The organism is Burkholderia sp. WTPI3 (genome assembly GCF_021483755.1).
In the GTDB taxonomy this organism is placed as follows: Bacteria; Pseudomonadota; Gammaproteobacteria; order Burkholderiales; family Burkholderiaceae; genus Burkholderia.
Genome location: NZ_JAGIXF010000131.1, coordinates 1 through 13,136, shown reverse-complemented (window position 1 = coordinate 13,136; position 13,136 = coordinate 1). Strand labels below are relative to the sequence as shown.

Genomic DNA, 13,136 nt, shown 5'->3' with positions numbered 1-13,136 from the left:
ACGGCGCCGGTCCACGATGCCATCGAACCGGTGGCCGACGCGGTCGACATGGCGGCAAGCGTGGCGCCCGGCGATGCGGAAGGCGTCGCGGTGGCCGCGGCTGTCGGGGTGCTTGCGATCGGTTGCGACGCGGTTGCCCTGAACGACGTGCCGATCGATGCGGACGGTGCGGGCGTCGAAGGCTGCGCCGTGGACACGCCAGCGGTGTTTGCCGCCGGCGTCGGGGCAGGCGCGGCTGCTGCCGCCGGTGCGGATGAGCGCGTAATCGAGCCGGATACCGGACCGGCAGCGGCGCTGAGCGTCGACGATGCTGCGGGCGCGATGGCCGGCGCCGCGAACGACGCGCGATTGCCGGAACCATCCACGGTGCTCGTCACGCTAGCCAGCGCCGACGGTGCAACCGATGCGACGGCCGGTGCGGCCGGTTGCGACGGCGAACCCGATGCCGTGTTGGTCACGCCGCCAAATGAAGGCGCTACGGCAGCAGGCGTGCGGTTCGGCGTAATGGCCGGTGCGGGCGTAGCCGAAACGGGCGCGACGACAGGCGTGGCGACGGGCGACGATGTGCCGGCGGTCGAGGAAGTCGAGGAAGTCGGCGCAGCGGCGAAGGGGCGGGCCGACAGCGGGCTCGACCACGGCGTAGATGTCGCGGCGTTAGACGAGGCAGGTTCGGCGATCGCGGAAGTCGACGGTGCGGGCGAGGCGTCCATTGCCGGTGTCATGGGGCGTTGCGTGCTCACGGACAGCGGCGCAGCCGCTGCAACGTTTTTCACGGCTGCATCATTTTTCCATACGGTTCCCGTCACGGCGTGGGCCGGTGCCGCGCTCGACGCGGCGAGCGCGGGCGTGGCCGCCGCAACCGGCATCACGTCGGCAAGTGTGCGCGCCGGTGTTTCCGCAACAGGCGAAACTGGAGGATGAGAGGGCGTCGCGACTTGCTCGACGGCCTTCGCACCATTCATGCCATTCGTGCCGCTCAGGACGTCACGCGTGTTGTGTCCCGAATCTGCCGATATGGTGGTATCGGCAGAGAGCGCGGGTTGCGATTCGAACGGGGCGCCGATGCCGGTGGTGGTTGCTGCTTCGTTCGCATCGAAGTTGCGAGCCGTATCGCTTGCTGCGGACGGGATGGCCATCGAAGACTGGCCGGCCGCGACCGGTTCAGCGCTGACCGCCGGCGAAGCGGCAATCGGGCGTTTCCGTGACGCATCGATAGCGGCAAACGGCGGGCTGACGATGTCTTCCCACGGTGCAAAGTCGATGGAGGTATGGAATGCCGGCGCGACAGGCGCATCCGCGACATGCCGACTCTCGTCGTTCGCGTGCTGTGCCGGCGCTTCGGTGCCGGCGTGGAGGTCCGACACCTCGGGTTGCGCGGTATGGCCGGACAGCATGGCACCCGAAGCGGCAGCATGCGCTTGCACGCTCGGCTCGGCGGGCATGAACGCATCGAGCACGATCGGGGCATTGTCGTCGTATGCCGGCACAGCCGCGTGTTCGTCCGGGCGATCCGTGTCGTGCGGTGCGATCTGCGGCGTAGCCGGAACGAACCCGCCCGGCACTGCAGTCGATGCGGACGCGGCGACACTGCTTGCCGCCGCGATCGCTCCGGCTGCGGTCGCGGCGGTTGCCGTCGCGTTCGATCCATTCGTCGAGCGGGTGTTGTCCAGCATCGCCCACTGCGCGGTGCTGGCCTCGATCGAGCGCAGCGTGTCATGAACGCTCGGCGACGGCGTAATCGGCTCCGCCGGTTGTTGCACCCACGCGTAGAGCGGCGCGCGTGCGGGCGTCGGCGGCGCGGGGCGGCGTCGTGCGGCATCGGCCGACTTGCCGGCCGCACCCGTTCCCGTCGCCGCGCACGCCCGCACGCCCGGCGACGGGAACGGGTGCGGCGGCGTCGCGCTGACAGGCCGCGGTGTGACCGAAGTACGGGGTGCTGCCGGTTGTTTCAGCGCGGCAGCCGCAGGCCGGACGGCGGTCGGTCGCGGCCGTACCGGTTCGAACCCGGCCGGAAGCGGTGCGGGATCCGGGCGCGGCACTTGTGCGTTCGCCGCGGCGCGCGCGAGGCTCGCGGTGCTGCCGGTCGTCGGCGGCGGCAGTGGGCTGGTCGTGGAGGGCACGGGTGGAGTCGGCACGCGATTGACCGGCGTCGGCTTCAGCCAGCCGGACGGCGCGACGGGTTCCGTGAGCGGACGCGGCGCTGACTTGCTGCGCGGTTTCGGCCGCGCCTGCGGATCGGGCTTCCATAGCGTCGGGCGCGAATACCGGCCGTTCTGCCGGGGCGCCATCGAGTTGACCGTGTGCGCGGTGGTCGGCTGCACGACGTCGTCGTCGCGGTGCAGCGCACTGCGCGGCAGATCGGCGACGCCGCGCGCATCGTCGTCGTCGACATCGCGCGCAAGTTTGACGCCGAACGACGTGTCGACCCACGCGGCGAACTGCCGCCAGCCGATACCGGTCAGCCAGGGCAGCCCCGCGAGCAGCAGCACGACCATCGCGACCGGTGTGCCGATCGGGCCGAGCACGTGCGCGAAGCCGGTCGAGAACGCATGGCCGAGCCCGTTCGTGTCGGGGCCCGACAATGGGCTCGTCAGCGTGCAGCTCGCGACGAACACGGCCGCGAAGCCGAGCCACAGGCGAATCGAGCCGCGGCCGGCGAGTCCGCCGCCGCCGGGCAGCATCGCCTGAACGAGACGCCAGAAGAGAAGAAGGAACCAGACGGCGGAGATGCCGAACCAGCCGAAGACAACCGTATGCATGCTGTGATGAAACAGGAAGAGGGCGGGGAGCGCGGTGCGCGACCCGCCGAGTTTAACCGGCCGATGAACAAGACTCTAAGGCGGCATCGACGCGCGGACGCGCGTTCCGGCCGCGGGACGCATGCGTCCGGTGTACGCGCGCGGCAAAGGCGGCCGGTCGGCCTTTACCCGCGCGTTGCATCAGGGGCTCCGGCGCGTGAAGGTCAGCGTTGCACCGGCTTCGGTCACGATCTGCAACTGCTGCGGGTCGCGCATCTGCACGCCGGTCTTCTGGACGTGTGCGAGCGCGTCGAGGTACGCGTGTTCGAGTTCGCCGCCGAGCGTGTTCGGGCATGCCATGCGCGTGCCGGCGAGCGGGCCGAAGCTCAGCAGGCCGTTCTTCAGCGCATAGGTTCCCATATAGCGATTGCAGCCCGAAAAACCGCTTGCTTGCCGGATGCCCGACTGGGCGGACAGCGCGAGCTTGATCGGCTCGCCGTTATCACCGTGCGGAATCGTGCGCGGCGTGCCGTCGGCGTTCAGCCAGCTCGTGAGTTCCCAGCTCGTATCGTCGAGCAGTTGCACGGCGGCGGGGTTGTAAGGGTCGGGTGCGGGTGCGGCGGAATCGGGGTGAGTCGGCATCGCGCAGGCGGCGAGAAGCGTGGCAAGCGTCAACGCGCAGAGCGGCGCGCGCAACGGGCGAAGCAGGCCGGTGCGTGCGTGTGCGGCTGCGGACAGGTGGGACATGAGCCTCGTTCCTCATCGGATTCTGATCAAGGCGTAAGAGTAACGCACCCGCCCCGCGCGAGGCGAGCCGACACTTCACGCGTGAAAACGTTCGCAGCCCGCCCGCGAGCCTCGCGCGGCGTGGCGGCTGCGCGACGAAACCGCCCAAGCCGGCGCGGATGCGCGTGTTAACATCGAAGCCGTTTTCGTCCTCCAACAGAACCAGCGGGAAATCACATGCAGATCGGTCAGCGGCTCGGTACGCCGCTTTCTCCGTCGGCCACGCGCGTCATGCTGCTCGGCGCCGGCGAACTCGGCAAGGAAGTCATCATCGCGTTGCAGCGGCTCGGTGTCGAAGTCGTCGCGGTCGACCGCTACCCGGACGCGCCGGGCCATCAGGTCGCGCATCGTGCGCACGTGATCGACATGACGGACGCCGCCGCGCTGCGCGCGATCGTCGAGGCGGAGCGTCCGCACCTGATCGTGCCGGAGATCGAGGCGATCGCGACCGACGCGCTCGCGGCGATCGAGGCCGCCGGCCTCGCCGAGGTGATCCCGACCGCGCGCGCGACGCAGCTCACGATGAACCGCGAAGGCATCCGCCGGCTCGCGGCCGAGGAACTCGGGCTGGCGACGTCGCCGTATGCGTTCGCGGAGTCGTTCGACGCGTTCAGCGCCGCCGTCGCGAAGATCGGCATGCCGTGCGTCGTGAAGCCGGTGATGTCTTCGTCGGGCAAGGGGCAGTCGGTCGTGCGGACCGAAGCCGACATCAAGCCCGCATGGGACTACGCGATGGCCGGCGGCCGCGTGAACCACGGCCGCGTGATCGTCGAGGGCTTCATCGATTTCGAGTACGAGATCACGCAACTGACCGTGCGCGCGATCGATCCGGCGACGCTCGAGACGCGCACCTACTTCTGCGAGCCGGTCGGCCACGTGCAGGTGGCAGGCGACTACGTCGAATCGTGGCAGCCGCAGCCGATGAGCGCGGCCGCGCTGGAGAAGTCGCGCGAGATCGCGCACAAGGTGACCGAGGCGCTCGGCGGGCGCGGGATGTTCGGCGTCGAGCTGTTCGTGCGCGGCGACGAAGTCTGGTTCTCCGAGGTGAGCCCGCGGCCGCACGACACCGGTCTCGTCACGCTCGCGTCGCAACGCCAGTCGGAATTCGAACTGCACGCGCGCGCGATTCTCGGGCTGCCGGTCGATCCGGCGCTCGGCTCGCCGGCCGCGTCGGCGGTGATCTATGGCGGGCTCGACGAGCGCGGCATTGCGTTCGAAGGCGTACGCGACGCGCTGGCGGTGCCGGGCGCCGACCTGCGCCTGTTCGGCAAGCCGGAGAGCTTCGCGAAGCGGCGCATGGGCGTCGCGCTCGCGACCGGTGCGAACGTCGACGAAGCCCGCGAACGCGCGAAGCGCGCGGCGGCGGCCGTGCGGCCCGTGTCGACGCGCTGACCGGCAAAACCAGGAGAAAGCGATGGCGTCGACGTGGTTGCAAATCGGAACGATTCGACGGATCGGCAGACTGGGTGCCGCGCTGGCGCTCGTCGCGAGCCTCGCGGGTTGCGGTCTCGCGGCCGCGCCGTGCCGGGTCGCGTCGGCCGGGCTGAAGATCGTGCCGCTCGTCGGCCACGTCGCGGCCGCACCGACCGATGCGTGCGCCGACGTCATCGATCCCTGAGCGAAGTCTCGTCGAAGAACCATGGACGAATAACCAACAACCAGCGATAACCGTGCGCCCCGCGAGGGCGCGTTTCCCCCCGTCTCGTGAGAGGACCTGCATGATTCGCCAAACCTTCGCCGCGCTCGCGCTGGCCGGCACCGCCGTTTCCGTCGCGCATGCCGCGCAACTGACCGTCGAGGAAATCGACGCCGATTCTCGCCAGATTGCCGTGTACCAGTGCGCGAACCAGAAGCAGCCGGTGCGTGTGTCGTACTGGCACGCGGGCAACGCCCAGAGTTTCGCGCTGGTGCCGGTCAACGGCCAGCAGTTGCTGTTCGTCGACACCGTGTCGGCATCGGGCGTGCGCTACCAGGCCGGACGCTATACGTGGTGGACGAAGGGCAAGGAAGGGACGCTGCGCGACGAGATCGCCGACCCGAAGTCGCCGCCGTTGCTCGGCGACTGCGTGCAGGTCGAGAAGAAAAAGAAGAAGGGCTGATCGCCGCGCGGTCGAACGCGCATGCGGATGTGCGGGAAGCGGTGCGTCGGCCGGTTCGGTGTTGAGTTGGAGGGCGGGGCGATGATCCGGCTCGCCCGGCAGGTCGGCAGGAATGATCGAGATTCGACCCCGAATTTCGCCAACCTGCCGATCGGACTGGCCCGATCGCATCCCGGATCGACCCGCGCCCGGCCTGCCGGCGTACGCCGCGAACCGCCACCAGGGCCGTTCGCGGCGTTGTCACGGACAGATGGCTGCGCAGTGCTACAATACGGCCCTTTCCGCCGGCATTCGCGCCGAACGGAGTCCGCACGGCCTTGTGGGAGCCGACGTTCGAATTGAACTGGTTCCGAGCGCCAGAGCGGCGCCGCGCGGCGCGCCGCGGCTCCGTCTACTTCCGAAATGTGATGAGCGCAGGCCCGGCCGGCCTGACGCACGATGTCCCCGCCGCGCCTTTTGAGCGAAACGCCACCATGTCCGATTCTGTCGCCAAGCCCGTCGACGCAACCTTCGATCAATTCGGCCTTGCCGCCGATATCCTGAAAGCCATTGCGGAGCAGGGTTATACGACGCCGACGCCGATCCAGGCGCAGGCCATTCCGGTCGTGCTCGCCGGCCGCGACGTCATGGGCGCCGCGCAAACGGGTACCGGCAAGACCGCGAGTTTCTCGCTGCCGATCATCCAGCGGCTGCTGCCGCAGGCCAATACGAGCGCGTCTCCGGCGCGCCACCCGGTGCGGGCGCTGATTCTCACGCCGACCCGCGAACTCGCCGACCAGGTTGCCGCGAACGTGCACGCATATGCGAAGCACACGCCGCTGCGCAGCGCGGTGGTGTTCGGCGGCGTCGACATGAACCCGCAGATGGCCGAATTGCGCCGCGGCGTCGAGATCCTGATCGCGACGCCGGGCCGCCTGCTCGACCATGTGCAGCAAAAGACGGCGAATCTCGGCCAGGTTCAGATCCTCGTGCTCGACGAAGCCGACCGGATGCTCGACATGGGCTTCCTGCCCGACCTGCAGCGCATCCTGAACCTGCTGCCGAAGGAGCGTCAGACGTTGCTGTTCTCGGCCACGTTCTCGGGCGAAATCAAGAAACTCGCCTCGACCTACCTGCGCAACCCGCAGACGATCGAGGTCGCGCGCAGCAACTCGACCAATGCGAACGTCACGCAGATCGTCTACGACGTCGCCGAAGGCGACAAGCAGGCGGCCGTCGTGCAACTGATGCGCGAGCGCGGGCTCAAGCAGGTGATCGTGTTCTGCAACAGCAAGATCGGCGCGAGCCGGCTCGCCCGCAACCTCGAGCGCGACGGCGTGGTCGCGTCGGCGATCCACGGCGACAAGACGCAGATCGAGCGGATGCAGGCGCTCGACGCGTTCAAGCGCGGCGAGATCGAGGCGCTGGTCGCGACCGACGTGGCCGCGCGTGGCCTCGACATCGCCGAACTGCCGGCCGTGATCAACTTCGACCTGCCGTTCAGCGCGGAAGACTACGTGCACCGGATCGGCCGCACGGGCCGCGCGGGTGCGACGGGCGATGCGCTGTCGCTGTGCAGCCCGAACGAGCGCAAGCAGCTCGCCGATATCGAAAAGCTGATCAAGCGTCCGCTCGACGTGCAGGCGCTCGCGCTGACCAAGCCGGCGCGTCATCGTCAGGACGAACGCGGCGGTGAGCGTGGTGAACGTGGCGAGCGCGGCGGCCGCCGCGAGCGTGAAGAGCATCGCGGTGCGTCGGGTCGGCGCCCGGGCGGTTCCGAGCGCGGCCATCACCGCCGCCATGAACCGCCGGTCGACGATTTCTTCCTGAAGCCGTACGAACCGTCGGCGTCGGCGAAACAGCCGGAAGAAGTGCAGTCCGAGCACCACCCGGAGAAGAAGGGGCCGAAGCGTCAGGTCGCCGCACTGCTCGGTGGGTTCGGGATGCCGCGCAAGCCGTCTGCATAAGCGGCGGAATACGCTGTGGGGCGGCGCGCAAGTGCCGCCGAAGAAACGGGTGCATGCGGTGAGCATGTGCCCGTTTTTCATTGGGCGAGACGATTTGAAGGGGACTCTGATTGCCGGCAGCGAGGATTTCGACGTGTTGCGGCACCGTCGTCATCGAGCGTGGCGTTCCGGCTCTGTCACGCTTTCATGCGACCGGGTTTAGCACCGCGGGCCGCATCGCGAGGCGGCTGCCGCAGACCAAACCGGTGCCCGGCGAGCCGCTCAACCGGCCCGCAGCCCGAAGCGGCGTGCCCACGCGTCGGTGGCGGCCGCATAGAACGCATCCAGCGTATTGCCCGATAGATCGCCATCGGCCGCCAGGCCGAGATGTGTGGCAGCGGCCCGAAGGGCCGGCAGCGGATCGTCGCGCTCGAGCGCGGTCGCACCCGTCTGCTTGCTGAGCTTTTCGCCGTTGGCGTCGACGACGACGGGAACGTGCAGATATTCGGGTGTCGGCACGCCGAGACAGCGTTGCAGATAGATCTGGCGTGCGGTCGAATCGAGCAGGTCGGCCCCGCGCACGACGTGCGTGATGCCTGCGTCGGCGTCGTCGACCACGACCGCGAGCTGATAGGCCCACTGGCCGTCCGCGCGCTTCAGCACGAAATCGCCGACTTCGGTTGCGAGGTTCTGCGATTGCGTGTGCTGCCAGCGGTCGTCGAACGTGACGATGGCGTCTGCGCCGTCCGGCACGCGCAGCCGCCATGCACGCGCAGGCTTGCCGTGCAGGCCGGTGCGACAGGTGCCAGGATAGGCGAGCGTCGTATGGCGCTCGTGTGCCGCGCGCAGCGAGTCGGCGATTTCCTTGCGCGTGCAGCCGCATGGATACACGAGCCCTGCGGCGACGAGCTGCTCGAGCGCGACCGCGTAGTGCGCATCGCGCGTGCTTTGCCGCACGGGCGGCTCGTCGGGTGTCATGCCGAAATGCGCGAGCGTCGCGAGGATGTCGTCGGCGGCGCCCGGCACCGTGCGCGGGCCGTCGATATCCTCGATGCGCACGAGCCACGCGCCGCCGTGTGCGCGCGCATCGAGCCAGCTCGCGAGCGCGCCGACCAGCGAGCCGAAATGCAGCGGGCCGGTGGGCGACGGCGCGAAGCGGCCGCGGTAGCCGTTCATCGAAGCGTGGGGCGGCGCACGCTTACGCGGCGCTGGCCGCCTGTGCGCAGGCCGGGCACGACTTGCCGGGCACGTAGCTCGGCGATTGCTGCGCTTGCGGCGTGACGACCGCGCGGCACGCGAAGCACGTGACGTTCTCGGTCGGCTGCAGTTGCGGGTTCAGCGCGGTGCGATAGTCGAACACGAAGCAGTCGCCGTGATAGTGCGCGCCGCCGACTTCCTCGAAATACTTCAGGATCCCGCCTTCGAGTTGGTACACGTTCTCGATGCCGATTTCCTTCATGTGGATCGCGGCCTTCTCGCAGCGGATGCCGCCGGTGCAGAACGACACGACTGTCTTGCCCTCGAGATCGGCGCGGTTCGCGTCGATCACCTCCGGGAACTCGCTGAACTTCTCGATCCGGTAGTCGAGCGCGTCGTCGAACGTGCCGACGTCGATCTCGAACGCGTTGCGCGTGTCGAGCATCACGACCGGGCGGCCCGCATCGTCGTGGCCGCGGTCGAGCCACGCCTTCAGCGTGCGCGCGTCGACCGACGGCGCGCGGCCGAGCTCGGGCTTGATCGCCGGCTTCTTCATCGTGATGATCTCGCGCTTCAGGCGCACGAGCATCCGGCGAAACGGCTGCGAGTCGGACAGGCTTTCCTTGAACTGCAGCGTCGCAAACTTGCCTTCGAACAGTGGATCGTGGCGGAGGTAGTCGATGAACGCGTCGGCCGCTTCGCGCGGGCCGGCGATGAACAGGTTGATGCCTTCCGGCGCGAGCAGGATCGTGCCGCGCAGGCCGAGTTCGTTGCAGCGGGCGGTGACGAGCGGACGCCATTGCTCGGTCGCGTCGAGCGACACGAAGTGGTAGGCGGCGAGGTTGACGATGGTCATGATGGTCCGACGGGAAAACGGCCGCGGCCGTGCGGCGAGGCGCACGGCGGCCCCGCAAAAAAGGGTGCGAAGCCGGGGCGAAGATTCGAAAACCCGTATTATCCCGCAAACCGGGCCCGCACCGGCACCCGGCCGTTCGGCCGAGGTCGCGCGCATCGGCCGGACGGCCGGGCGGGGGGATTTTTTGGGCAGCCTGCGCGACGACGCGGCTACAATAACGCCCATGTCAGATCCTCGCTTCGTCCATCTTCGCGTTCACTCCGAATTCTCGATTGCCGACGGCATCGTGCGTCTCGACGACATCGTCAAGGCGGCGGCCGCGGACGGCCAGGGCGCGCTCGCCCTCACCGATCTCGGCAATGCATTCGGCCTCGTCCGTTTCTACCAGGAAGCCCGCGGCAAGGGCATCAAGCCGATCGCCGGCTGCGACGTCTGGATCACCAATCCGGACGATCGCGACAAACCGTCGCGCCTGCTGCTGCTGGTGAAGGACAAGGTCGGCTACCTGAACCTGTGCGAGCTGCTGTCGAAGGCGTGGCTCACGAACCAGTACCGCGGTCGCGCGGAGCTCGACGCGAGCTGGCTCGAAGGCGAGCTGTCGCAAGGGCTGCTCGCGCTGTCGGGTGCACAGCAGGGCGACATTGGGCTCGCGCTTGCCGCCGGTAACGAAGAGGCGGCGCGCCGCCACGCCGAGCGCTGGGCCAAGGTGTTCCCTGGCGGCTTTTACATCGAGCTGCAGCGTTACGGCCAGCCGGGCGCCGAGACGTATATCCAGCAGGCAGCGACGCTCGCCGCGTCGTTGAAGCTGCCGGTCGTGGCAACGCATCCGACGCAGTTCATGACCGGCGATGATTTCACCGCGCACGAAGCGCGCGTGTGCATCTCGGAAGGCGACATGCTCGCGAATCCGCGGCGCCAGAAGCGCTTCACGACCGATCAGTATTTCCGCACGCAGGACGACATGGTCGCGCTGTTCGCCGACCTGCCGTCGGCGGTGGCGAACACGGTCGAGATCGCGAAGCGCTGCAACCTGAAACTCGAGCTCGGCAAGCCGAAGCTGCCGCTGTTCCCGACGCCGGACGGTATGTCGCTCGACGACTACCTGGTGCAGCTGTCGAAGGAGGGGCTCGAGAAACGCCTCGAACAGCTGTATCCGGACGCCGCGGAGCGCGATGCGCAGCGCGACACGTATTACAAGCGGCTCGAATTCGAGTGCGGGACCATCACGAAGATGGGCTTCCCGGGCTACTTCCTGATCGTTGCCGACTTCATCAACTGGGCCAAGAACAACGGCGTGCCGGTCGGCCCGGGCCGGGGCTCGGGCGCCGGCTCGCTGGTCGCGTACGCGCTCGGCATTACCGATCTGGATCCGCTGCGCTACAACCTGCTGTTCGAGCGATTCCTGAATCCGGAACGCGTGTCGATGCCCGACTTCGACATCGACTTCTGCCAGCACGGCCGCGATCGCGTGATCCAGTACGTGAAGGAAAAATACGGCGCGGACGCCGTGTCGCAGATCGCCACCTTCGGCACGATGGCCGCGAAGGCGGCCGTGCGCGACATCGGGCGCGTGCTCGATCTCGGCTACATGTTCACCGATGGCGTCGCGAAGCTGATCCCGTTCAAGCCGGGCAAGCACGTGACGATCGCCGACGCGATGAAGGAAGAGCCGCAACTGCAGGAGCGCTACGACCACGAGGACGAAGTGCACCAGTTGCTCGACCTCGCGCAGCGCGTCGAGGGCTTGACGCGTAACGTCGGGATGCACGCGGGCGGCGTGCTGATCGCGCCGGGCAAGCTGACCGATTTCTGCCCGCTGTACACGCAGGGCGACGACGGCGGCGTCGTCAGCCAGTATGACAAGGACGACGTCGAAGCCGTCGGCCTCGTGAAGTTCGACTTTCTGGGTCTGACGACCCTGACGATCCTCGACTGGGCCGAGCGCTACATTCGCCGGCTCGACCCGTCGAAGGCCGACTGGTCGCTCGCGCAGGTGCCGCTCGACGATCCGGCGTCGTTCCAGATCCTGAAGAAGGCGAACACGGTCGCAGTGTTCCAGCTGGAAAGCCGCGGGATGCAGGGCATGCTGAAGGATGCGCAGCCCGACCGCTTCGAGGACATCATCGCGCTCGTGTCGTTGTACCGTCCGGGCCCGATGGACCTGATCCCGAGCTTCTGCGCACGGAAGCACGGGCGCGAGAAGGTCGACTATCCGGATCCGCGCGTCGAACCCGTCCTGAAAGAGACCTACGGCATCATGGTCTATCAGGAGCAGGTGATGCAGATGGCGCAGATCATCGGCGGCTACTCGCTCGGCGGCGCCGACTTGCTGCGCCGCGCGATGGGCAAGAAAAAGCCCGAGGAGATGGTCAAGCACCGCGAGATCTTCGCCGAGGGTGCGGCGAAGAACGGCCTCACGCGCGAGAAGTCCGACGAGATCTTCGACTTGATGGAGAAGTTCGCGGGCTACGGCTTCAACAAGTCGCACGCGGCGGCCTATGCGCTGCTCGCGTATTACACCGCGTGGCTGAAGGCGCACCATCCGGCCGAATTCATGGCGGCCAACATGACGCTCGCGATGGACGACACCGACAAGGTGAAGATCCTGTTCGACGACTGTGTCGTGAACAACCTCGCCGTGCTGCCGCCGGACATCAACCAGTCGCATTACCGGTTCGAGCCTGTCGCCGAAGCCGACGGCAAGCGCTCGCGCACGATCCGCTATGGCCTCGGTGCGGTGAAGGGCAGCGGCCAGAACGCGATCGAGGAAATCCTGCGTGCGCGCGAGGAAAAGCCGTTCACCGACCTGTTCGACTTCTGCGAGCGGATCGACCGGCGCGTCGTCAACCGTCGCACGGTCGAGGCGCTGATCCGCGCCGGCGCATTCGATGCGCTGAACGCGAACCGCGCGCAGTTGCTCGCGTCGGTGCCGCTCGCGATGGAAGCAGCCGAGCAGGCCGCGGCCAACGCGATGCAGGCCGGCCTGTTCGACATGGGCGCCGAGTCGCCGCACGCGCATGCGCTCGTCGACGAACCCGCGTGGGACGACAAGAAGCGCCTGCAGGAAGAGAAGGGCGCGCTCGGCTTCTACCTGTCCGGCCACCTGTTCGACGCGTATCGCGACGAGGTGCGCCGGTTCGTGAGGCAGAAGATCGGCGACCTGAAGGAAGGGCGCGACAAGCTCGTCGCGGGCATCATCGCGTCGCTGCGCACGCAGATGACCCAGCGCGGCAAGATGCTGATCGCGTTGCTCGACGACGGTTCGGGCCAGTGCGAGATCACGATCTTCAACGAACAGTTCGAGGCGAACAAGGCGCTGTTCAAGGAAGACGAACTGCTGATCGTGCAGGGGCAGGCGCGCAACGATGCGTTCACGGGCGGCATCCGCTTCACGGCCGACACGGTGATGGATCTCGAGCGCGCACGCAGCCGCTACGCGCAGGCGGTGCGGCTGACGATGAACGGCAATGCCGATGCGGCGGCGCTGCGCCGCGTGCTGGAGCCGCACGTGTCGAAGGACGATCCGGCGGCCGCG

The 13,136-nt window shown here is 68.1% G+C and carries 8 protein-coding genes and 1 pseudogene; 5 read left to right on the top strand and 4 right to left on the bottom strand.

Annotated elements, in window-relative coordinates; translation table 11 throughout:
- Both J7024_RS34340 and J7024_RS34335 read right to left on the bottom strand, forming a co-directional pair.
- Nucleotides 1-2,759 (bottom strand): annotated as a pseudogene (locus J7024_RS34340) (DNA translocase FtsK); the annotation flags it as partial.
- A gap of 180 nt (nucleotides 2,760-2,939) precedes the next feature.
- A complete protein-coding gene (locus J7024_RS34335) occupies nucleotides 2,940-3,485 on the bottom strand; it encodes an META domain-containing protein (protein WP_124827626.1) in 546 nt (181 codons plus the stop codon).
- A 216-nt stretch (nucleotides 3,486-3,701) separates the two neighbouring features.
- Here J7024_RS34335 and purT point away from each other — a divergent pair, with 216 nt between their 5' ends.
- From purT to J7024_RS34315, 4 genes are all read left to right on the top strand, one after another.
- Nucleotides 3,702-4,916 (top strand): formate-dependent phosphoribosylglycinamide formyltransferase, encoded by a 1,215-nt coding sequence (gene purT, locus J7024_RS34330; protein ID WP_124827625.1) that lies wholly within the window; start codon nucleotides 3,702-3,704, stop codon nucleotides 4,914-4,916.
- Nucleotides 4,917-4,938: 22 nt separating this feature from the next.
- Nucleotides 4,939-5,142, top strand: coding sequence for a DUF6726 family protein (locus J7024_RS34325; RefSeq protein WP_124827624.1), 204 nt, complete (start codon nucleotides 4,939-4,941; stop codon nucleotides 5,140-5,142).
- Nucleotides 5,143-5,242: 100 nt separating this feature from the next.
- Nucleotides 5,243-5,623 carry an MliC family protein gene (locus J7024_RS34320; RefSeq protein ID WP_096507682.1) on the top strand — a complete coding sequence of 127 codons (381 nt, stop codon included), beginning with the start codon at nucleotides 5,243-5,245 and terminating at the stop codon, nucleotides 5,621-5,623.
- A gap of 407 nt (nucleotides 5,624-6,030) precedes the next feature.
- On the top strand, nucleotides 6,031-7,569 hold the full coding sequence (locus tag J7024_RS34315; protein ID WP_124827623.1) for a DEAD/DEAH box helicase: 1,539 nt from the start codon (nucleotides 6,031-6,033) through the stop codon (nucleotides 7,567-7,569).
- A 261-nt stretch (nucleotides 7,570-7,830) separates the two neighbouring features.
- Here the strand turns inward: J7024_RS34315 and gluQRS are convergent, their stop codons facing one another.
- Complete coding sequence (gluQRS, locus tag J7024_RS34310) at nucleotides 7,831-8,724, bottom strand: tRNA glutamyl-Q(34) synthetase GluQRS (protein ID WP_124827622.1); 894 nt, start codon at nucleotides 8,722-8,724, stop codon at nucleotides 7,831-7,833.
- Nucleotides 8,725-8,746: 22 nt separating this feature from the next.
- Nucleotides 8,747-9,601 carry a sulfurtransferase gene (locus tag J7024_RS34305; protein ID WP_124827621.1) on the bottom strand — a complete coding sequence of 285 codons (855 nt, stop codon included), beginning with the start codon at nucleotides 9,599-9,601 and terminating at the stop codon, nucleotides 8,747-8,749.
- A 223-nt stretch (nucleotides 9,602-9,824) separates the two neighbouring features.
- Here J7024_RS34305 and dnaE point away from each other — a divergent pair.
- Nucleotides 9,825-13,136: DNA polymerase III subunit alpha (gene dnaE, locus J7024_RS34300; protein ID WP_234745878.1), on the top strand; the 3,312-nt coding region annotated here is incomplete at its 3' end.

Bases quoted from the DNA above. Each gene is read 5' to 3' on its own strand.
- gluQRS (WP_124827622.1), bottom strand. From the start codon at position 8,724: ATGAACGGCTACCGCGGCCGCTTCGCGCCGTCGCCCACCGGCCCGCTG.
- J7024_RS34335 (WP_124827626.1), bottom strand. From the start codon at position 3,485: ATGTCCCACCTGTCCGCAGCCGCACACGCACGCACCGGCCTGCTTCGC.
- J7024_RS34325 (WP_124827624.1), top strand. From the start codon at position 4,939: ATGGCGTCGACGTGGTTGCAAATCGGAACGATTCGACGGATCGGCAGA.
- J7024_RS34315 (WP_124827623.1), top strand. From the start codon at position 6,031: ATGAGCGCAGGCCCGGCCGGCCTGACGCACGATGTCCCCGCCGCGCCT.
- J7024_RS34305 (WP_124827621.1), bottom strand. From the start codon at position 9,601: ATGACCATCGTCAACCTCGCCGCCTACCACTTCGTGTCGCTCGACGCG.
- purT (WP_124827625.1), top strand. From the start codon at position 3,702: ATGCAGATCGGTCAGCGGCTCGGTACGCCGCTTTCTCCGTCGGCCACG.
- J7024_RS34320 (WP_096507682.1), top strand. From the start codon at position 5,243: ATGATTCGCCAAACCTTCGCCGCGCTCGCGCTGGCCGGCACCGCCGTT.